Genomic DNA, 20,163 nt, shown 5'->3' on the forward strand with positions numbered 1-20,163 from the left:
GGACGGAGCGACGGATGATGCAGGAACGGCAACCCCACCGGGGACGACATTTCTTCGCGTTCAACGGCGACGCGGACGGCCTGTGCGCGCTGCAGCAACTGCGGCTCGCGGAGGGCGAACGCGGCACGCTCGTGACCGGCGTGAAGCGCGACATCAGGCTGCTCGAGCGAATCGACGCGCGGGCCGGCGACCGCGTGACCGTGCTCGACGTATCGCACGACCAGAACCGCGACGCCTGCGCGCGGCTGCTGCGCGCAGGCGCGGCGATCCGCTACTTCGACCATCACTTCGCGGGCGAGCTGCCGGGCGATCCGCGTTTCGACGCGTATATCGACACGGCCGCCGACGTCTGCACGAGCGCGCTCGTGAACCGCCATCTCGGCGGCCGCCACGTGCGCTGGGCGATCGTCGCGGCGTTCGGCGACGAACTGCCGGCGCTCGGCGACGCGCTCGCGCGCGAATACGGGCTCGACGAGGCTGAACGCGGCACGCTCGCCGAACTCGGGCTCTACCTGAACTACAACGCATACGGCGACTGCGTCGACGATCTGCATTTCGATCCGGCGGTGCTGGCCGATGCGATGCTGCCGTGCGCGGATCCGCTCGACTTCGTGCGCGACACGCCGGTGTTCGCCGCGCTGCGCGACGGCTATCGCGACGACATGGCGCGGGCATGCGCGCTCGCGCCGCTGCGCGACGTGCCGGGTGCGACGCTGATCAGGATGCCGGATCATCCGTGGGCGCGGCGCGCGACGGGGATGCTCGCAAACGAGCGGATGCGCAATGCGCCGCATGCGGCGCTCGCGGTGCTGTCGCCGCGTGCGCAGGGCGGGCTCGTCGTCAGCGTGCGCGTGCCCGACGGCCGGTCGCTCGGCGCCGACGAATTCTGCCGCGGTTTCCCGACCGGCGGCGGGCGCAAGCGCGCGGGCGGCATCAACCATCTGCCGGAAACCGAGTTCGACGCGTTCGCCGAACGTTTCGAAGCGGCCTTCCGTCTCGACTGAAACCGGGAGCCCGCGACGCGCGCGCCGTGCAACGCCGCCACGGCGCGCGCCATGCCGCATCAGCCGGTCGCGTGTGCGAGCACGGCCGGCACGTTGTGGCCGTAGCAGCGCTCCTCGACGCGCTGCGCGATGCGCCAACCCTGCGCGGTGCGCACGAACCGGTCGACGTACCACAGCCCGAGAAACATCACCTGCGTGCCGCCGTCCGGCAGCGCGACTTCCATCGGATTGAAGCAGATCGTGCGGCCGCGCGCGATGTCGCCGTCGAGCGTGATCGACAGGTTGCCGACCATGTGCTGGTATTGCGGGAACTGCGGCAGCACGGTGCGCAGCCACGCCTTGACGTCCGGATAGCTGCCGGCGATCCCGCCCATCGCGCGATAGTCGATCGTCGCGTCGCGCGTGAACACCGCATCGAGCGCGTCGAAGTCGCGCGCATCGATCGCGCTCGAGTACGCGACGATCAGCTCGCGGATGTCGTGATGATCGGAGAGGGTCTGCAGATCGGGCATCGGCCGTTTTCCGTCACGCGCTTTCACGCCGGCGGGACGCGTGCAGCGCTTCCGCGCGCCGCTTCACGTCGCGCGCGCACTGGTCGAACCCCTGTTTCACCCAGCCGCCGTGCTCGCGCATGATCGTTTCCGCGTTGATGCCGAGGAACTGGTCGGTCGTGAAGTAACGGCATCGCTCGGCGCCGTCGGCTTCGATGTACTGGTCGCGGCGCGCGGCATCCTTGTTGTCGTCGATCGGGCGCTGCTCCCACGACAGCAGACGCTCGGGCTCGCACGCGACGAGGATTTCGTTGACGGGAATGACCGTCTCCGTGCCCGGAATGCGCACCTGCATGTACACGAAGTCGCCGATCCGGCCGGTCGTTTCGAGGCCGACGCAGAACGTGTTCCATTCGCCGTAGCGCGGGAAGTCGGTCAGCACTTCCCAGACGACGGAAGCGGGGGCGTCGATCGCGACGGTGATCGAGGTGACGAGATTGGCTGGTCTGGTCATGGCGGGTATCGGGTGAGATTGACGATGAGGGCGAGACCGCGGGCGCGCCCGGGCTGGTGCGTGCCGCGACGGCCGGAACGGTCCGCGCGCGCGGCGGCGGGCCTGACAGATGCGTCGCGCGATGCGCGTGGCCGACCGGCGGCCGGCGCGTGTCGCGCATCGCGTTGAACCCGACATCGAGCGTAGGCCGGTGCGTCCGGTGAAGAATCGTCGGAATGGACTAAGGCGTTTCACCGGGCTCGCGATCCGGCCGGGCGTCGTCGTCGGGACGCGACGCGTTGACGGGCGCCGCACGTGTGCCGGACATCGACATCGCGCGTCCGTGCCGCGACAATACCGGTCACTTTTCCGTTTCCCGATCGAGGTGCCCGTGCCAGCGAAGTCGTCCGTTGCTCCTGCCGTCGTGTGGTTCCGCGACGATCTGCGCGTGACCGACCAGCCCGCGCTGACGCGCGCGGTCGCGTCGGGCCGGCCGCTCGTGTGCGTGTACGTCGACGACACGGGCGAAGGCGCAGGGCGCGCGCTTGGCGGCGCGGCGCGCTGGTGGTTGCACGGGGCGCTCGCCGGACTCGACGCGGCGCTCGTGCGTCATGGCGGTCGCCTGCTGCTGCTGCGCGGCGACGCGCCGCGCGAGATCGAACGCGTCGTGCACGACACCGGCGCTGCGGCCGTGTACTGGAACCGCCGCTATGCGCTGCCGCAGCGCGATGCCGATGCGGCGTTGAAGGCGTCGCTAAAGGCGCGCGGCATTGAGGTCGAGAGCAGCAACGGCAGCCTGCTGAACGAACCGTGGGAGGTGCTGACAGGCGCCGGCACGCCGTTCCAGGTGTTCACCGCATACTGGCGCGCGGTGCGGCGAGATCGCACGGTGGCGGCGCCGCAGCCGGAACCCGAAAGGATCGCGTTTCACCCGTGGCCGGCCGGTGTGCGCGAACGTGCGCTGGCGCTCGACGCGTTCGCGTTGCGTCCGAGTGCGCCGGACTGGGCGGGCGGCCTGCGCGACGCGTGGCCGACACCCGACGAGGCCGGCGCGCATGCGCGGCTCGACGCGTTTTCAGTCGAGTCGCTGGCCGGCTATGCCGATACGCGCGACCGGCCCGACCGGTCGGCGACGAGCCGGCTGTCGCCGTTCCTGCGCTTCGGCAACGTGTCGCCGCGCCAGGTGTGGCATGCGGTGCAGGGTGCCGCACAGGCGGGCGGCGCGGCCTGCGCGGCCGGCGCCGAGAAATTCCTGAGCGAGCTCGGCTGGCGCGAATTCAGCCACGTGTTGCTGTATCACTTTCCGGCGCTCGCGACCGACAACTTTCGCGCGCAGTTCGACGCGATGCCGTGGCGCGACGATCCCGCCGCGCTGCGCGCCTGGCAGCGCGGCCTGACCGGCTATCCGCTCGTCGATGCGGGGATGCGCGAGCTGTGGGCGACCGGCTGGATGCACAACCGTGTGCGAATGGTCGTCGCGTCGTTTCTCGTCAAGCATCTGCTGATCGACTGGCGGGCCGGCGAGCGCTGGTTTTACGACACGCTCGTCGACGCGGACGTCGCGAACAACCCGGCGAACTGGCAATGGGTCGCTGGCTGCGGCGCCGACGCCGCGCCGTATTTCCGCATCTTCAATCCGGTGACGCAGGGCCGGAAGTTCGATCCGCAGGGCGCATACGTGCGCCGCTGGGTGCCGGAACTCGCGGGCCTCGACGCGGCGACGATCCACGCGCCGTGGGAGGCGTCGCCCGTGGAACTCGCGGCGGCCGGCGTGCGGCTCGGCATCGACTATCCGGCGCCGATCGTCGATCACGACGGCGCGCGGCGGCGTGCGCTCGATGCGCTGGCCACGTTGCCGAAGCGTCACTAGGCGTCGCGGGGCGCAGCCGATCCTCCGCGCGCGCGGTGCGGCTTGCCATGTCAGTTGCAGAATGCCGCGTGCTCGAGCAGCGCAAGCGCGACGTCCGAATTGAAGTAGGTCGCGCCGCACCACGCGACGAACGCGAGCACGCCGACGGCCAGCGCCGCGCGCATCATGCCCACGCGGCCGTGCCCGGCACCGGGCGCGCGATGCGCGCGTCGTCGATCGGCAGGTGCAGCAGCGCGGCCAGCACGCCGAGCGCGATCGAGCCGATCCACAGCGGCAGATACGAATGCGTCGCGTCGTATACGAGCGCGCCGAGCCATACACCGAAGAAGCTGCCGAGCTGGTGCCCGAAGAAGATGAAGCCGAACAGCGTCGCGATGTAGCGCACGCCGAACACCTGCGAGATCACGCCGTTGGTCAGCGGCACGGTGCCGAGCCACGTGAAGCCCATCACGGCCGCGAACGCGTAGACGCTCGCGGGCGACAACGGCGCCGCGACGAACGCGGCCATCGCCAGCGCGCGGACGAGGTACAGCACGGACAGCACATACTTGCGCCGCAGCAGGCCGCCGAGATGGCCGCATGCGTAGGTGCCGGCCACGTTGGTCAACGCGATCAGCGCGAGCGCGACGCTGGCATGGCGCGCCGGCAGGCCGTGATCGAGCAGGTAGGCGGGCAGGTGAGTCGCGATGAACGCGAGCTGGAACCCGCACGCGAAGAACCCCGCGTTCAGCAGCCAGAAGCCGCGATGCGCGAACGCTTCGCGCACCGCCGCGCCGATCGACTGGTCGGGGCCGTCCGCGCGACTCGCGGCTTGCGCGTGCCGGTCGCGCACCAGCACGGCGAGCGGTGCGAGCAGCCCGGCGACGAGCGCGAGCGCGACGAATGCGTGTTGCCAGCCGATGTCGCCGATCAGAACCTGCGCGACCGGCACCATGCAGAACTGGCCGAGCCCGCCGATCGCGCCGGCGACACCGAGCGCCCAGCCGCGCCGGTCCGGCGGAAACAGCCGGCTCAGCGCGCCGTAGATCGACGCGAAGGCCGACCCCGACAGCGCGATGCCGATCACGAGCCCCGTGCCGACTGTGAACACGCCGGGCGACGCGGCAAACGCCATCGTGACGAGCCCGGCCGCATACAGCAGCATGCCGGCGACGATCACGCGCACCGACCCGAAGCGGTCGGCGATCATGCCGGTGAACGGCTGCGCGATGCCCCAGATCAGGTTCTGCAGCGCGAGCGCGAGGCCGAACGCTTCGCGCGACCAGCCGTGGTCGAGCGTGACGGGGGCGAGGAACAGCCCCTGCACGTGGCGGATGCCGAGCGCGGCGCCCATGATCAGGCCGCCCGCGAGCACCGGCAGCCAGCGGCGCCGGATGTCTTGTTCGATCGGGGTCATGCGGGTCTCCGGATGAATGCGTGCGGCGCGACGCCGCGTTCGATTCGATTAGACGATCCGGTCGCCGTGCGCTCAAGCGATCATTCGGTCGCGTTCGCATGCGCGTGGGGAATGTGATGCGGGGTTCGGACGCGATGCCGGGGGCCGGATGCGTGGCGCCGCTGCGACGCATGCAGCCAGCGTGATGCGTGGCCGATGCGGCCTAGCCAGGGCGTCGGTGCATCGCCTGCGGCTGCGCGCATTCCGTGCGCAACGCCGCGCCGGCATCGGCTCGATGAGGAAACGCGCTCGCGGCTTACCGTTGCGCCACGTCGTACGCGCGCATCGCCGCGTCGCATTCGGCCGCTTCCGCGAGAATCCAGTCGCGCACGTCGGCGACTTCGCGGCGCGGTGCGGGATCGTGCCGGAACAGCCAGTAGCCGTACGTATCCGACAACGCCTGCGAGTGCGGGCCGAGCACCGCGAGCCGGCCGTCCGCGAGCATCGGCGCGACGAGCGCGAGCCGCCCGAGCGCAACGCCCTGGCCGGCGATCGCGGCGTGGATCACCTGGTCGTACTGGTTGAAGCGCAGCACGCCCTTCGGGCGCGCGTCGCCGAGCCCGGCCGCGTGCAGGTGCGCACGCCACTGCAGTTGCGTTTGCGGCGGCCCGTCGAATTCGAGCAGCACGTGGTCGGCGATCGCGGCCGCGTCGGTAACGGGCCGCGTGGCCAGCGCCGGGTGCGCGACCGGCACGACGACCTCGTCGAACAGATGCAGCGCGCCGGCCGGCGCGCGCTCGCGCGGGCAGTAGCGGATGCCGAGATCGATGCCTTCAGCGCGCAAATCGAGTACCTTGTCGTTCGCGGCCACGCGCAAGTCCACGTCGGGCAGGCGCGCCTGCAGGCGCCCGAGCCGCGGCAGCAGCCACAGCGCGGTGACGCCGATGCTCGCGGTGATCGTGACGGGCTGGCGCTCGCGCGTGGCGGCGAGCGACGCGACGGTGTCCTGCAGGCTGAGCAGCGCCGCGTCGGCGGCGCGAAACAGCCGCTCGCCTTCCGGCGTGAACGCGATCTTGCGATAGCCGCGCTGCAGCAGCGCGACGCCGAGGTGCGCCTCGAGCGCGTGCACCTGGCGGCTGACCGCCGACTGCGTGACGCACAGGTCCTGCGCGGCGAGCGTGATGCTCATGCGGCGGCCGACGGCGACGAAGCCGCGCACGAGGTCGAGCGACGGGAGACGGACGAGCGGCGTTGACATGCGTAGGGCTCATGCGAACGGAGCAGCAAGATTGGTTGAGAACGCCGGGCGCGTCAAGTTCAATGGAGGCTGGCCGATCGGGCGAGCGCGGCGTGAGGCGGTGCCGCACAGGAGACAGGATGACGATTTCGAACGAAGCAGCCGGGACGGATCAGGCGGCCGGGCGCGCGACGGGCGCGTTGCCGCCGCAGGCCGTGACGCTGACCGCGGCCGACGGTTACGTGCTGCGCGGCTACGTGTGGCGGCATCGCGGCGGCGGCGGCGCCGCGCGGCCCGTGACGGTCGTCAATTGCGCGACGTCGGTGCGCTGCGACTATTACTTCCGCTTCGCGGCCTGGCTGTTCGCGCAGGGGCGTGACGTACTCGTCTACGACTATCGCGGGATCGGCGGATCGCGTCCCGCGCGGCTCGCGAAGCTGCGCGCGAACTGGCTCGACTGGGGGCGGCTCGATTGCGAGGCCGCGCTGCAGTACGCGCGCGACGCGTTTCCCGGCCAGCCGCTCGACGTCGTCGCGCACAGCATCGGCGGCTGCGTGCTCGGGCTCGCGGCGTCGAACGCGCACGTGCGTCATGCGGTGACCGTCGGCGCGCAGTATGCGTACTGGCGCGACTATCGGCCGGAAGAGCGGCGGCGCATGTGGTGGAAGTGGCACGTTGCGATGCCGGCGCTCGCGGCCGTGTTCGGCTACGTGCCTGCGAAACGGCTTGGCTGGATGGAAGATACGCCGCGCGGCGTCGCGCTGTCGTGGGTGCGCGCGCAGCCGCGTTTCGAGGATGCCTACACGCACGGCCCGCTCGCCGAAACCGCGGCGAGCCGCGCCGCGCTGCCGGCCCGCTTCGCGCGGCTGTCGGCGCCGATGCTCGCGATCGGCCTCGACGACGACGGGTTCGGCACGGTCGACGCGATCGAGCGACTGGTCGGCTACTACACGGGCAGCGACGTCACGCATCTGCGGATCGCGCCGCGCGACATCGGCGTCGACGCGATCGGCCACTTCGCGTTCTTCCACAGCCGCTTCACCGACACGTTGTGGCCCGTGGCGCTGTACTGGCTGCAACACGGCGTGCTGCCGGCCGACGCACCGGGCCGCGTCCATGCGCGCCATCCGGCGCAGCGTGCGCGGCTGGCGGGAAGCGGCGTGCCCGGCGCCGTCGCGCACGGGTGACCGCCGGGTGCCCGCGCACGCGCGGGCGGCCAGGCCGTCGCGTCGATGCGGCGGCCGCGCCTGCCGCCACTGCCGACGATCGCGGCCGCGCCGCGCGATCGATTAACATCGGACGTTTCATTCGACTGGCTGCCCCGTGCCGACGTACATTCCACCCGATTCCGGGATTCCCGCCGACCTGTCCCGCGCGTGGCGCATGCACCTGCTCGACGTGCCGCCTGCCGCGTCGCGGGCCGGCGTGCAGGTCGCGCGCATCGATTTCGACTGGCATGTGCCGCTCGCGTCGCCGGCCTATGCGGCACTGAGCGACGCCGAGCGCGCGCGTGCCGGACGCTACCTGCGGCACGAGGATGCGGTGCGCAGTGCCGCGACGCGCGCCGCGCTGCGCGACGTGCTCGGCGCGGCGCTCGACGTGGCGGCAAAGGACATCGTGATCGTCGTCGACGCATCGGGACGACCGTCGCTCGATCCCGCGCATCGCGCATCGCTCGATTTCAACGTGTCGCATGCGGGCGATCACGCGCTGATCGCATGGACAGGGACGGGACGTGTCGGCGTCGATATCGAAAGCTGCAACCGTTCGACCGACTGGCGTGCGCTGACGCGCGAAGTGTGCGCGACCGCCGAGGCCGCGTATCTCGACGGCCTGCCGCTGGCCGCGCGTGCCGACGCGTTCATGCGCGTGTGGTCCGCGAAGGAGGCGTTGCTGAAGGCGCTCGGCACCGGCATCGTCGGCGGGCTGCGCGCGTTCGCGGTCGTGCCGCCGCGCGATGCGGCGACGCCCGCGACGACGATCGTCGAGCCGACCGCGCCCGCGGCCGGCGTGGCCGCGTTTGATGCGGGCTGGCTCGACGCGGCGCCCGGCTACGCGGCGTGCGTCGCGTGGACGCGTTGAACCCGTTTCAGCATGCGACGCTCACTCGAGCGGCACGTCGCTCGGCGTCGCGTAGCGCGCCTTGATCGTGTCGCTCATCGGGAAGTCGAACGCGCACCCTTTCGGCGGCACCGGCTTCATGAACCATGTGTCATCTTGTTCTCCTCGTTCATCTTTCGCAGCAGGCGTTCGGACGTCGTGCCCGGGTTCGTCACGACCGTCTCGCCGAAGAAGGTGGCCGGTCAACCGGGGGCGGATGGTCTTGGCAGGTCGCCGTGGGCGGATCGTGAGGAAGCGTCGATTCGTACGTTGCCAAACAAAAAATAAACTGCAACGTATGTTAATTGCCGGGTCTGTCGGGCCGCTCCGGCGGGCCGCGCCGGATATCAGGGAAACTCCCGAGTCGAAATCGTGAAAAACGGGGTTGTCTAGACAAGTTGCGATGGCTACACTGCAATCCATCACGAACTTGTCTAGACAGGATTGATCACATGATTACGTTGACCCCCGGCCACCTGACCCTCCCGCAACTGCGCAAGATCGCTCGCGAATCCGTGCAGCTCACGCTCGACCCGGCGAGCTTCGCGAAGATCGACGCAGGCGCGAAGGCCGTCGCCGACATCGCGGCAAAGGGTGAGCCGGCATACGGCATCAACACGGGCTTCGGCCGCCTGGCCAGCACGCACATCCCGCACGACCAGCTCGAGCTGCTGCAGAAGAACCTGGTGCTGTCGCACGCGGTCGGCGTCGGCGAGCCGATGGCGCGCTCGTCCGTGCGCCTGTTGATGGCGCTGAAGCTGTCGAGTCTCGGCCGCGGCCACTCGGGCATCCGTCGCGAGGTGATGGACGCGCTGATCACGCTGTTCAACGCCGACGTGCTGCCGCTGATCCCGGTGAAGGGCTCGGTCGGCGCATCGGGCGACCTCGCGCCGCTCGCGCACATGTCGGCCGTGCTGCTCGGCGTCGGTGAAGTGTTCATCCGCGGCGAGCGCGCCAGCGCGCTCGACGGTCTGCGCGTCGCGGGCCTCGCGCCGCTCACGCTGCAGGCGAAGGAAGGCCTCGCGCTGCTGAACGGCACGCAGGCGTCGACGGCGCTGGCGCTCGACAACATGTTCGCGATCGAAGACCTGTACCGCACCGCGCTCGTCGCGGGTGCGCTGTCGGTCGACGCGGCAGCCGGCTCGGTGAAGCCGTTCGATGCCCGCATCCACGAACTGCGCGGCCATCAAGGCCAGATCGACGCGGCCGCGTCGTACCGCGAACTGCTCGAAGGTTCGCCGATCAACCAGTCGCACCGCGACTGCGACAAGGTGCAGGATCCGTACAGCCTGCGCTGCCAGCCGCAGGTGATGGGCGCGTGCCTGGACCAGATGCGCCACGCGGCCGACGTGCTGCTGGTCGAAGCGAACGCCGTGTCGGACAACCCGCTGATCTTCCCGGATACCGGCGAAGTGCTGTCGGGCGGCAACTTCCACGCCGAACCCGTCGCATTCGCGGCCGACAACCTCGCGCTCGCCGCAGCGGAAATCGGCGCGCTGGCCGAACGCCGCATCGCACTGCTGATCGACGCGACGCTGTCGGGCCTGCCCCCGTTCCTCGTGAAGGACGGCGGCGTGAACTCGGGCTTCATGATCGCCCACGTGACGGCAGCCGCCCTGGCATCGGAAAACAAGACGCTCGCGCACCCGGCGTCGGTCGACTCGCTGCCGACCTCGGCGAACCAGGAAGACCACGTGTCGATGGCGACGTTCGCCGCACGCAAGCTCGCCGACATCGCGGACAACACGAAGCACATCCTCGCGATCGAACTGCTGGCCGCCGCTCAAGGCGTCGACCTGCGCGCGCCGTTCCACACGAGCCCGAAGCTCGCGCCCGTGATGGAAACGATCCGCAGCAAGGTTGCGCACTACGAGCTCGACCACTACTTCGCACCGGACATCGCAGCGGTCGCGAAGCTCGTCGACGAGCGCGCATTCGCGAAGATCGCGCCGTTCTCGTTCGCATCGGAACAGTAAGCCCATGAGCGCGCCGGTCTACCAGGAGATCAAGGATTTCATCCTGGGCCGCATTCACGCCGGCGAGTGGGCGGAGGGCGACCAGGTGCCCTCCGAGAACGAGCTGGCCCGCGAGTTCAAGGTCGCGCGCATGACCGTCAACCGCGCGTTGCGCGAGTTGACGGACGAGCAGGTGCTCACGCGCATGAAGGGCGCCGGCACCTACGTCGCGCGGCCGAAGTACGAGTCGACGCTCGTCGCGATTCGCAGCATCTCGGAAGAGGTCGACGCGCGCGGGCATGCGTACCGCGCCGCCGTGCTCGGCCTCGACACGATCCGCGCCGACGAGGCGCTCGCCGACGAGATGCAGATGGCCGTGCGCGCGAAGCTGTTTTATTCGCAGGTGTTGCACTTCGAGAATGACGAACCCGTCCAGCTCGAAGAACGGTGGGTGAATCCGGCGGTCGCGCCGGATTATGCCGAGCAGGATTTCACGAACACGACGCCGAACCTGTACCTGATGCGCGCAGCCCCGCTGCAGCGCGTCGAGTACCGGATCGAAGCGGCGGCCCCGGCGCCCGAACGGCGCGAGCAGCTGCGGATGGACGACGTCGAGCCGTGTCTTGTTTTACATAGGCGTACCTGGTCGCAGGGCGTCGTCGCCTCGGTGGCGAATCTGTGGCACCCCGGCAGCCGTTATCGCTTCACCGGGCATTTCTGATTCCTCTTTGATATTCACTTTCCCTCGGGAGCAGTCGTCATGAACCATCCGAAACACATCGATCCCCGTCTCGATCCGACGCGTACGATCCGCGCGCCGCGCGGCAGCGAGAAGGTTTGTAAAACCTGGCTGGCCGAAGCGGCCTACCGGATGATCCAGAACAACCTGGATCCGGAAGTCGCCGAGCATCCGCACGCGCTCGTCGTGTACGGCGGCATCGGCCGCGCGGCGCGCAACTGGGAATGCTACGACCAGATCCTCGCGTCGCTGAAGGATCTCGGCGAAGACGAGACGCTGCTCGTGCAATCGGGCAAGCCGGTCGGCGTGTTCCGCACGCACAAGGATGCGCCGCGCGTGCTGCTCGCGAACTCGAACCTGGTGCCGCACTGGGCGACCTGGGAGCACTTCAACGAGCTCGACCGCAAGGGCCTGATGATGTACGGCCAGATGACGGCCGGCAGCTGGATCTATATCGGCAGCCAGGGCATCGTGCAGGGCACCTATGAAACGTTCTTCTCGGTCGCGAACCAGCATTTCAACGGCGACCCGTCGGGCCGCTGGATCCTGACGGGCGGTCTTGGCGGCATGGGCGGCGCGCAGCCGCTGGCGGCGACGATGGCCGGCTTCTCGATGATCGCGGTCGAGTGCGACGAGACGCGCATCGACTTCCGCCTGAAGACGCGCTACGTCGACAAGAAGGCGACGACGCTCGACGAGGCGCTCGGCATGATCGAGGAAGCGAAGCGCACCGGCAAGCCGGTGTCGATCGGCCTGCTCGGCAACGCGGCCGACGTGTTCACGGAATGCGTCGAACGCGGCATCACGCCGGACTGCGTGACCGATCAGACGAGCGCGCACGACCCGATCAACGGCTACCTGCCGCAAGGCTGGAGCGTCGCGCAATGGCGCGAGACGCAGAAGGTCGATCCGGAAGGCATCGTGCATCCGGCGAAGCAGTCGATGGCAGTGCAGGTGCGCGCGATGCTGACGCTGCAGGAGCGCGGCGCGGCCACGCTCGACTACGGCAACAACATCCGCCAGATGGCGCTGGAAATGGGTGTCGAGAACGCGTTCGACTTCCCGGGCTTCGTGCCGGCCTATATCCGCCCGCTGTTCTGCGAAGGCAAGGGCCCGTTCCGCTGGGTCGCGCTGTCGGGCGATCCGGAAGACATCTACAAGACCGACCAGAAGGTGAAGGAGCTGATCCCCGACGATCCGCACCTGCACAACTGGCTCGACATGGCACGTGAGCGCATCGCGTTCCAGGGCCTGCCCGCACGGATCTGCTGGGTTGGCGTGAAGGATCGCTATCGCCTCGGCCAGGCGTTCAACGAGATGGTGAAGAACGGCGAACTGAAGGCCCCGATCGTGATCGGCCGCGACCACCTCGACACCGGTTCGGTCGCGAGCCCGAACCGCGAGACGGAATCGATGAAGGACGGCTCGGACGCCGTGAGCGACTGGCCGCTGCTGAACGCACTGCTGAACACCGCGGGCGGCGCATCGTGGGTGTCGCTGCATCACGGCGGCGGCGTCGGGATGGGCTTCTCGCAACACTCGGGTGTCGTGATCGTCGCCGACGGTACGGCTGACGCGCACGAGCGTCTCGGCCGCGTGCTGCTGAACGATCCGGCGACGGGCGTGATGCGTCATGCGGATGCCGGCTACGAACTCGCGCAGCAGACGGCCCGCGAAGCCGGCCTGAAGCTGCCGATGCTCGGCCGCTGAGCATGACGGCGCTCGACCAGGCGCCGGTGCACGCAACGATGATCCGCGCGGCGGATCTCGTTGCGTCGCCGTGGAAGAACGGCGGCGGCGTGACGCGTGAGATCGGCGCGTTCCCGCCGGGCGCCGCGCTCGACGCGTTCGCCTGGCGCGTGAGCGTCGCGGACGTCGGCGCGGCCGGGCCGTTCTCGCGTTTCGACGGCATCGACCGCACGCTCGTGCTGCTGTCCGGTGCGGGCATGACGCTCGCGGAAGCGGGCGGCGCACGCCACGTGCTCGACGCGCCGCTCGCCCGCGCGGATTTCGCCGGCGAAACGGCGATCGACGCGACGCTGCACGACGGCGCGACGCGCGACTTCAACCTGATGACGCGCCGTTCGGCCGCGCGCGGGACGGTCGACGTGTGGCCCGAAGGCACGCACCGCGTCGAGCGCGCCGATACCGTGCTGCTGTTCTGCGCGACCGGCGCAGTCGGCATCGAAATCGACGGCACGCACTACGCACTGCAGGAAATGGACACGCTGCGGCTCGACGGGCCGCAGCGTGCGTTTGACGTCGTCGTGAGCGGAGGCGGCGCGCTGCTCGCCGTGTCGCTCGCCGTCGGCGCACGAGACTGAACGCATGAAACCGATTGTCTGGCATCACCTGAGGCTGTGTCCGCACGGCCATCCCGACGAAACGATCGACGACGCGGCGATCGCCGTCGACGAAACCGGCACGATCGTGTGGCTCGGCGCGTTGTCCGCGCTGCCGCACGGTTATGCGCACTGGCAGCGGGAAGACCTGCACGGCGCTTGGGTGACGCCGGGCCTCGTCGACTGCCATACGCACCTCGTGTACGGCGGCACGCGCGCCGACGAATTCGCGCAGCGTCTCGCCGGCGTCAGCTACGAGGAGATCGCGCGGCAGGGTGGCGGGATCGTGTCGACGGTGCGCGCGACGCGCGCGGCCGACGAGACGACGTTGTTCGTGCAGGCGGCCGCACGCCTGCAGCCGCTGCTCGCCGAAGGCGTGACCGCGATCGAGATCAAGTCGGGCTACGGGCTCGACCTCGCGACCGAGCGCAAGATGCTGCGCGTCGCGCGCCAGCTCGGCGAGCGCTTTCCGGTCACGGTCTACACGACGTTCCTCGGCGCGCACGCGCTGCCGCCGGAATACGCGGGCCGCCCCGATGAATACATCGACGAAGTGTGCGGACGGATGTTGCCGGCACTCGCCGACGAAGGCCTCGTCGACGCGGTCGACGTGTTCTGCGAGCGCATCGGCTTCTCGCTCGCGCAGACCGAGCGCGTGTTCGAGGCCGCGACGCGGCGCGGCCTGCCGGTGAAGCTCCACGCGGAGCAGTTGTCGAACGCGGGTGGTACCGCGCTCGCCGCGCGTTATCGCGCGCTGTCAGCCGATCACCTCGAATTTCTCGACGAAGCCGGCATCGAGGCGATGAAGGCGGCCGGCACGGTCGCCGTGCTGTTGCCCGGCGCGTATTACTTCATTCGCGAAACGCAATTGCCGCCGATCGCGCTGCTGCGCAAGCACGGCGTGCCGATCGCGCTCGCGACCGATCACAACCCCGGCACGTCGCCGCTCGAATCGTTGCTGCTGACGATGAACATGGGCTGCACGCTGTTCCGCATGACGGTGCCCGAGGTGCTGCAGGGCGTCACGCGCCATGCGGCAGCGGCACTCGGCCGCGCGGATCGTCACGGCGCGCTCGAGATCGGTCGCCAGGCCGATTTCGCGGTCTGGTCGGTCGGCTCGCTGTCGGAGCTCGCTTACTGGATCGGCCGGCCGCTGTGCGAGCAGGTCGTGCGCAGCGGTACGACCGTGTTTCGCCGGATGAACGGCTAGCCTTGCAACAGACGAGACTCACGATGACCGAAATGACGCTGTTCGCGGACCATGCCTGGCTGCCCGATGGCTGGCGCCGCAACGTGCTGCTGCGCTGGGACGCGACTGGCACGCTGACCGACGTGACGCCCGATGCCGACGCGCCGGCCGGCGTCGCCCGCGCGGCAGGGCCCGTGCTGCCCGGCATGCCGAACCTGCATTCGCACGCGTTCCAGCGCGCGATGGCGGGACTCACCGAATACCGCGCGAATCCCGCCGACAGCTTCTGGAGCTGGCGCGACCTGATGTACCGCTTCGCGCTGAAGATCACGCCCGACGCGCTCGCGGCGATCGCGCGCTGGCTGTACGTCGAGATGCTGAAGTGCGGCTATACGTCGGTGTGCGAATTCCATTACGTGCATCACGCGCAGGACGGCTCGCGCTATCCGCAGATCGCGGAACTCGGCACGCGCGTGATCGACGCGGCCCGCTCGGCCGGCATCGGCATCACGATGCTGCCCGTGTCGTACCAGTTTGCCGGCTTCGGCAACAAGCCGCCGCGCGACGACCAGCGCCGCTTCATCAACACGCCGGACGGGCTGCTCGAATTGCTCGACGCGATGCGCCGCGTCGCGCCCGAGCATGGCGGGTTGCGCTACGGCGTCGCGCCGCACTCGCTGCGCGCGGTGTCCGAGAGCGGATTGCGCGTGCTGCTCGACGGCCTGCCCAACGATGCGCCCGTGCATATCCATATCGCCGAACAGACGGCCGAAGTCGACGATTGCGTGCGCGCTTACGGCGCGCGTCCCGTGCAATGGCTGCTCGATCGCTTCGACGTCGATGCGCGCTGGTGCCTCGTGCACGCGACGCACGTCGATGCGGCCGAAACGGCCGCGCTCGCCAAGCGTCGCGCGGTGGCCGGGCTGTGCCTGACCACCGAGGCGAACCTTGGCGACGGCGTGTTCCCGGCCGTCGACTATCTCGCGCAGGGCGGCGTGATCGGCGTCGGCTCGGACAGCCATGCGTCGGTCGACTGGCGCTCGGAACTGCGCCTGCTCGAATACGGGCAGCGGCTCGTGCATCGCGCGCGCAACGTGCTCGCGAGCGACACGCAGGCGCATGTCGCGGACCGGCTGTTCGACGCGTCGCTCGCGGGCGGCGCGCAGGCGAGCGGGCGGCGCATCGGCGCGCTGCGTCAAGGCTGCCGCGCCGACTGGCTCGTGCTCGATCCCGATCATCTGGCGATCGCCGAACACGGCAGCGCGTCCTGGCTGTCGGGCGTCGTGTTCGCCGAGCACGGCGACACGCCCGTGCTCGACGTCTACACGCGCGGCGAGCGCGTCGTGAGCGGCCGCCGCCATCGCGACGAAGCCGTCGCGTATGCCGACTACCGCGCCGCGCTGGCGCAACTGCTGCGCTGAACGCGCGGCACCCGGCGCGCGCCGCGAGCGTGTGCCGGCCGACTCTTACGGTGATGCGACATGACTGAACAACCGGCTGTTTTCACGCTGAAGCAGGGCACGCTGCCGCTGCTGATCTCGATTCCGCACGCAGGCACCCACATTCCCGACGACATCGCCGCGACGATGACGCCCGACGCGCGCTTCGTCGACGATTGCGACTGGCACCTCGAGCGGCTGTACGGGTTCGCGGCGACGCTCGGCGCGTCGATCCTCGTGCCGTCGCACGCGCGTTACGTCGTCGACCTGAACCGTCCGCCCGACAACGAGAACCTGTACCCGGGGCAGGACACGACCGGGCTCGTGCCGGTCGACACGTTCGACAAGGCGCCGCTGTATCCGGCGAACGCGCTGCCCGGCAACGACGAGATCATGCGCCGTCGCGACCGCTACTGGCGCCCGTATCACGACGCACTGCAAGGCGAGATCGCGCGCCTGAAGCGCGAGCACGGCCGCGTGCTCGTGTGGGAAGCGCATTCGATCCGCTCGCATGTGCCGCGCTTCTTCGAAGGCCGCTTGCCGGACTTCAACTTCGGCACGTCGAACGGCGCGAGCGCCGCGCCCGGCCTCGCCGAGGCGCTGGCGGCATGCGTGAGCGCACACGGCGGCTATACGGCCGTCGCGAACGGGCGTTTCAAGGGCGGCTACATCACGCGTCACTACGGCGTGCCCGCCACCGGCGTCGAAGCCGTGCAGCTCGAGCTGTCGCAGATTACCTACATGGAGGAGACGCGTCCGTATGCGTACGACGAAGCGCGCGCCGCGCGGATCGTGCCGCTGCTGCAGACGCTCGTCGAAACCGCGCTCGCGCATCGCTGAGCCGCCGGCGCGCGGTGCGTGCGGCGGCGCGGCGCCACCCCGCGCCGCGGCCTGCCAGCGAACCCCGCATGTGCCGACGCAGCGCACAAAACGGCATCGACCGGCCGGGTCGATGCCGTTTTTTTTCGTCTGATCGATGTCGGGATCGATACCTGAAAATTTGACGCAATTTTTAGGTGATATAAGCTGAATGTCAGGAAGTCGTCACGCGCGCCGGCCGCGACGGCGTCGATCAGCGCCGCACCGCGCCGGAATCCGCTGCGAAACACTTGCCGACGTGTCGCCGCGCGGCATTGCCGCCTCCGCTTCATCGCGACACGTGTCCTGTCTTCATCAGTCAGTCGAGTACGATCGTGAAAGCCGCCAGCCCTTCGATATGCCGGACCCGAAGTCCGTCGGCGGGCGCGTCGCCTCAGGCCGGGCCGATCCGGCATGCTGATCGCGGCACGCGCGCCGCCCTCATGCGCGAGCGTTGTCTCTTCGCTGTGTCCCATTGCGGCCTGCGCCGCTTCAATCTCGTGACCGCGCGCGTATTCAGCGCGGTGCAGTGCGACGGCAGCGCTTCATTGTTGCCCTAGCTTCCGTTTCTGCCTTCGCATCGGGTCGCACCGTCCGTTGCCGCGCCGTTCGCGCGGCAGGATCGCGCATGGGTGCGTGCGGTGCGACCGCGCGTTGCCGTCGTCGCGCGCGGATGCACGCGTCGCACCTTCATCGTGGAGGCGATCATGCGACCGCGCCCGCTCGTAGCCGTCACCGCCGACCGCGTGATGCGCGGCGCCCATCCGAACCATACGGCCGGCGAGAAGTATCTCGTCGCGCTGGTCGACGGTGCCGGCGCGCTCGCCTTCGTGCTGCCCGCGCTCGGCACGCGCCAGCCGGTCGACGCGATCGTCGCGTCCATCGACGGGCTGCTGCTGACCGGCAGCTATTCGAACGTCGAACCGCATCACTACGGTGGCCCGGCGAGCCCGCCCGACACGCTGCACGATCCCTCGCGCGATGCGACCGCGCTGCCGCTGATCCGCGCGGCGATCGACGCGGGCGTGCCCGTGCTCGCGATCTGCCGCGGCATGCAGGAGCTGAACGTCGCGTATGGCGGCACGCTGCATCAGCGGCTGCATGCGAGCGCGGGCTTCCACGATCATCGCGAGCGCGACGGCGATCCGCTCGAACGGCAGTACGGCCCCGCGCACCGCGTGCAGCTCGCGACGGGCGGCCTGTTGCAACGGATCGCGCGCGGCGCGCACGACGCGATGGTCAATTCGCTGCACCACCAGGGCATCGCGCGGCTCGGTGCGGGGCTCGCGGTTGAAGCGAGCGCGCCCGACGGGCTGATCGAGGCCGTGAGCGTGCGTGGCGCGCGCGCGTTCGCGCTCGGCGTGCAGTGGCATCCCGAATGGCGCTTCGCGGAACAGCCGCTGTCGCGCGACATCTTCGCGGCATTCGGCGCGGCGTGCCGCGCGCGCATGACGCACCGCACGCATGCGGCCGGCGGCACCATGCCGTCGCCGGCCGCATCCGACATCGACTGAACGAGGCCGATCATGCAACCCGAACTGAGCGAATTCCTGCGTCAACACCGCATCACCGAAGTCGAGGCGATCATTCCCGACATGGCCGGCATCGCGCGCGGCAAGATTATTCCGCGCAACAAGTTCGAGTCCGGCGAATCGATGCGCCTGCCGCAGGCGGTGATGGTGCAGACCGTCACAGGCGACTATCCGGAAGATGGGTCGCTGACCGGCGTGACCGACCCCGACATGGTGTGCGTGCCCGATCCGTCGACGATCTGCCTGATTCCGTGGGCCGTCGATCCGACCGCGCAGGTGATTCACGACTGCGTGCATTTCGACGGCTCGCCCGTCGAGATCTCGCCGCGCTACGTGCTGCGCCGCGTGCTCGACCTGTACAAGGAGAAGGGCTGGAAGCCCGTCGTCGCGCCCGAACTGGAGTTCTATCTGGTCGACATGAACGCCGACCCGGACCTGCCGTTGCGGCCGCCGGTCGGGCGCACGGGCCGCGCGGAGACGGGCCGTCAGTCGTATTCGATCGAGGCGGTCAACGAGTTCGATCCGCTGTTCGAGGACATCTACGAATACTGCGAGATGCAGGGCCTCGACATCGAGACGCTGATCCACGAGGTCGGCGCCGCGCAGATGGAGATCAACTTCATGCACGGCGACGCGCTGTCGCTTGCCGACCAGGTGTTCCTGTTCAAGCGCACGGTGCGCGAGGCGGCGTTGCGCCACAACATGTACGCGACGTTCATGGCCAAGCCGATGGAAAACGAGCCGGGCTCCGCGATGCATATACACCAGAGCCTTGCCGATGCGCGCACCGGCCACAACCTGTTCGCCGACGAGGGCGGCGTCGTATCGCCGATGTTCCACAGCTATCTCGCGGGGCTGCAGAAATACACGCCCGCGCTGATGCCGATCTTCGCGCCGTACATCAACTCGTACCGCCGGCTGTCGCGTTTCATGGCCGCGCCGATCAACGTGCAGTGGGGCTACGACAACCGCACGGTCGGCTTTCGCATCCCGCAGTCGACGCCGGTCGCGCGGCGCATCGAGAACCGGATTCCGGGCGTCGACTGCAACCCGTACCTCGCATTCGCGGCGACGCTCGCGGCCGGGTATCTCGGTCTCACGCAGCAGCTCGCGCCGACCGAACCGATCGCGTCCGACGGCTACGACCTGCCGTACCAGTTGCCCCGCAATCTCGAGGAGGGCATCTCGCTGATGGCCGCGTGCACGCCGCTTGCCGACATTCTCGGCAACAAGTTCGTGAAGGCGTACCTGGCGCTGAAGGAAACCGAATACGAAGCGTTCTTCCGCGTGATCAGCTCGTGGGAACGCCGTCATCTCCTGCTGCACGTGTGAGCGTGCGGCATCGACTAGCGGAGGCAACATGACAGAACGAAGCGAGGCCATCGGCGCACGCTCGACCGCCGAATACCGCGCGCTCGACGCCGCGCACCACATCCACCCGTTCTCCGACATGGGTGCGCTGAACCGCGCGGGCAGCCGCGTGATCGTGAAGGCCGACGGCGTCTATCTGTGGGACTCGGACGGCAACAAGGTCATCGA

General features: G+C 69.4%; 17 protein-coding genes and 2 pseudogenes. 14 read left to right on the forward strand and 5 right to left on the reverse strand.

All coding sequences use genetic code 11. From position 1 onward, the window contains the following. Positions 1-14 precede the first annotated feature (14 nt). Positions 15-1,004, forward strand: coding sequence for an acetyltransferase (locus tag WS75_RS00080; RefSeq protein ID WP_373558492.1), 990 nt, complete (start codon positions 15-17; stop codon positions 1,002-1,004). Between the two features lie 59 nt (positions 1,005-1,063). On the opposite strand, the gene WS75_RS00085 is transcribed toward WS75_RS00080, so the two are convergent. Both WS75_RS00085 and WS75_RS00090 read right to left on the reverse strand, forming a co-directional pair. Continuing rightward, a complete protein-coding gene (locus WS75_RS00085) occupies positions 1,064-1,516 on the reverse strand; it encodes a nuclear transport factor 2 family protein (protein ID WP_059678623.1) in 453 nt (150 codons plus the stop codon). A gap of 13 nt (positions 1,517-1,529) precedes the next feature. Beyond that, positions 1,530-2,009, reverse strand: coding sequence for an SRPBCC domain-containing protein (locus tag WS75_RS00090; RefSeq protein WP_059678624.1), 480 nt, complete (start codon positions 2,007-2,009; stop codon positions 1,530-1,532). A gap of 370 nt (positions 2,010-2,379) precedes the next feature. Between WS75_RS00090 and WS75_RS00095 the strand changes: the two genes are divergently transcribed. Next, positions 2,380-3,858, forward strand: a complete 1,479-nt coding sequence (locus WS75_RS00095) for a cryptochrome/photolyase family protein (RefSeq protein ID WP_059678637.1) — start codon at positions 2,380-2,382, stop codon at positions 3,856-3,858. 163 nt (positions 3,859-4,021) lie between these two features. Here WS75_RS00095 and WS75_RS00105 read toward each other — a convergent pair whose 3' ends face one another. Both WS75_RS00105 and WS75_RS00110 read right to left on the reverse strand, forming a co-directional pair. Further along, positions 4,022-5,254, reverse strand: coding sequence for an MFS transporter (locus tag WS75_RS00105; RefSeq protein ID WP_059678626.1), 1,233 nt, complete (start codon positions 5,252-5,254; stop codon positions 4,022-4,024). Positions 5,255-5,549: 295 nt separating this feature from the next. Further along, positions 5,550-6,491 (reverse strand): LysR substrate-binding domain-containing protein, encoded by a 942-nt coding sequence (locus WS75_RS00110; RefSeq protein ID WP_059678627.1) that lies wholly within the window; start codon positions 6,489-6,491, stop codon positions 5,550-5,552. Positions 6,492-6,610: 119 nt separating this feature from the next. On the opposite strand from WS75_RS00110, the gene WS75_RS00115 reads away from it, so the two are divergent. Further along, the gene (locus tag WS75_RS00115) at positions 6,611-7,657 is read left to right on the forward strand and encodes an alpha/beta hydrolase family protein (protein ID WP_059678628.1); all 1,047 of its coding nucleotides are present in this window, start codon (positions 6,611-6,613) and stop codon (positions 7,655-7,657) included. A gap of 196 nt (positions 7,658-7,853) precedes the next feature. Next, positions 7,854-8,552 carry a 4'-phosphopantetheinyl transferase family protein gene (locus WS75_RS00120; RefSeq protein ID WP_059678638.1) on the forward strand — a complete coding sequence of 233 codons (699 nt, stop codon included), beginning with the start codon at positions 7,854-7,856 and terminating at the stop codon, positions 8,550-8,552. Positions 8,553-8,573: 21 nt separating this feature from the next. On the opposite strand, the pseudogene WS75_RS35015 reads toward WS75_RS00120, so the two are convergent. Further along, positions 8,574-8,684: pseudogene (locus WS75_RS35015) on the reverse strand (amino acid ABC transporter substrate-binding protein); the annotation flags it as partial. Positions 8,685-9,022: 338 nt separating this feature from the next. Here WS75_RS35015 and hutH point away from each other — a divergent pair. The 10 genes and pseudogenes from hutH to WS75_RS33190 form a co-directional block, all read left to right on the forward strand. Further along, positions 9,023-10,546, forward strand: a complete 1,524-nt coding sequence (hutH, locus tag WS75_RS00125) for a histidine ammonia-lyase (protein ID WP_059678629.1) — start codon at positions 9,023-9,025, stop codon at positions 10,544-10,546. A 4-nt stretch (positions 10,547-10,550) separates the two neighbouring features. Next, positions 10,551-11,246, forward strand: a complete 696-nt coding sequence (hutC, locus tag WS75_RS00130; protein WP_059678630.1) for a histidine utilization repressor — start codon at positions 10,551-10,553, stop codon at positions 11,244-11,246. 39 nt (positions 11,247-11,285) lie between these two features. Continuing rightward, entirely contained in the window at positions 11,286-12,974 is a 1,689-nt protein-coding gene (hutU, locus tag WS75_RS00135) for a urocanate hydratase (protein WP_059678631.1), read from the forward strand. Between the two features lie 2 nt (positions 12,975-12,976). Continuing rightward, on the forward strand, positions 12,977-13,588 hold the full coding sequence (locus WS75_RS00140) for a HutD/Ves family protein (protein ID WP_059678632.1): 612 nt from the start codon (positions 12,977-12,979) through the stop codon (positions 13,586-13,588). A 4-nt stretch (positions 13,589-13,592) separates the two neighbouring features. Next, positions 13,593-14,816, forward strand: a complete 1,224-nt coding sequence (gene hutI, locus WS75_RS00145) for an imidazolonepropionase (protein ID WP_059678633.1) — start codon at positions 13,593-13,595, stop codon at positions 14,814-14,816. 23 nt (positions 14,817-14,839) lie between these two features. Continuing rightward, the gene (locus WS75_RS00150; protein WP_059678639.1) at positions 14,840-16,216 is read left to right on the forward strand and encodes a formimidoylglutamate deiminase; all 1,377 of its coding nucleotides are present in this window, start codon (positions 14,840-14,842) and stop codon (positions 16,214-16,216) included. Positions 16,217-16,276: 60 nt separating this feature from the next. After that, positions 16,277-17,074: an N-formylglutamate deformylase gene (gene hutG, locus WS75_RS00155; RefSeq protein WP_059678634.1), complete on the forward strand. Its 798-nt coding sequence runs from the start codon at positions 16,277-16,279 to the stop codon at positions 17,072-17,074. Between the two features lie 725 nt (positions 17,075-17,799). Further along, complete coding sequence (locus WS75_RS00160) at positions 17,800-18,606, forward strand: gamma-glutamyl-gamma-aminobutyrate hydrolase family protein (RefSeq protein WP_059678640.1); 807 nt, start codon at positions 17,800-17,802, stop codon at positions 18,604-18,606. 12 nt (positions 18,607-18,618) lie between these two features. Further along, positions 18,619-19,956, forward strand: coding sequence for a glutamine synthetase family protein (locus WS75_RS00165; RefSeq protein WP_059678635.1), 1,338 nt, complete (start codon positions 18,619-18,621; stop codon positions 19,954-19,956). A 28-nt stretch (positions 19,957-19,984) separates the two neighbouring features. After that, positions 19,985-20,163: pseudogene (locus WS75_RS33190) on the forward strand (aspartate aminotransferase family protein); the annotation flags it as partial.

Origin of the sequence: Burkholderia sp. FL-7-2-10-S1-D7 (genome assembly GCF_001524185.1) — a bacterium.
Taxonomy (GTDB): Bacteria; Pseudomonadota; Gammaproteobacteria; order Burkholderiales; family Burkholderiaceae; genus Burkholderia; species Burkholderia diffusa.

Coding starts and splice junctions, on each gene's coding strand:
- WS75_RS00080 (WP_373558492.1), top strand. CDS start 15: ATGATGCAGGAACGGCAACCCCACCGGGGACGACATTTCTTCGCGTTC.
- WS75_RS00085 (WP_059678623.1), bottom strand. CDS start 1,516: ATGCCCGATCTGCAGACCCTCTCCGATCATCACGACATCCGCGAGCTG.
- WS75_RS00090 (WP_059678624.1), bottom strand. CDS start 2,009: ATGACCAGACCAGCCAATCTCGTCACCTCGATCACCGTCGCGATCGAC.
- WS75_RS00105 (WP_059678626.1), bottom strand. CDS start 5,254: ATGACCCCGATCGAACAAGACATCCGGCGCCGCTGGCTGCCGGTGCTC.
- WS75_RS00110 (WP_059678627.1), bottom strand. CDS start 6,491: ATGTCAACGCCGCTCGTCCGTCTCCCGTCGCTCGACCTCGTGCGCGGC.
- WS75_RS00115 (WP_059678628.1), top strand. CDS start 6,611: ATGACGATTTCGAACGAAGCAGCCGGGACGGATCAGGCGGCCGGGCGC.
- WS75_RS00120 (WP_059678638.1), top strand. CDS start 7,854: ATGCACCTGCTCGACGTGCCGCCTGCCGCGTCGCGGGCCGGCGTGCAG.
- hutH (WP_059678629.1), top strand. CDS start 9,023: ATGATTACGTTGACCCCCGGCCACCTGACCCTCCCGCAACTGCGCAAG.
- hutC (WP_059678630.1), top strand. CDS start 10,551: ATGAGCGCGCCGGTCTACCAGGAGATCAAGGATTTCATCCTGGGCCGC.
- hutU (WP_059678631.1), top strand. CDS start 11,286: ATGAACCATCCGAAACACATCGATCCCCGTCTCGATCCGACGCGTACG.
- WS75_RS00140 (WP_059678632.1), top strand. CDS start 12,977: ATGACGGCGCTCGACCAGGCGCCGGTGCACGCAACGATGATCCGCGCG.
- hutI (WP_059678633.1), top strand. CDS start 13,593: ATGAAACCGATTGTCTGGCATCACCTGAGGCTGTGTCCGCACGGCCAT.
- WS75_RS00150 (WP_059678639.1), top strand. CDS start 14,840: ATGACCGAAATGACGCTGTTCGCGGACCATGCCTGGCTGCCCGATGGC.
- hutG (WP_059678634.1), top strand. CDS start 16,277: ATGACTGAACAACCGGCTGTTTTCACGCTGAAGCAGGGCACGCTGCCG.
- WS75_RS00160 (WP_059678640.1), top strand. CDS start 17,800: ATGCGACCGCGCCCGCTCGTAGCCGTCACCGCCGACCGCGTGATGCGC.
- WS75_RS00165 (WP_059678635.1), top strand. CDS start 18,619: ATGCAACCCGAACTGAGCGAATTCCTGCGTCAACACCGCATCACCGAA.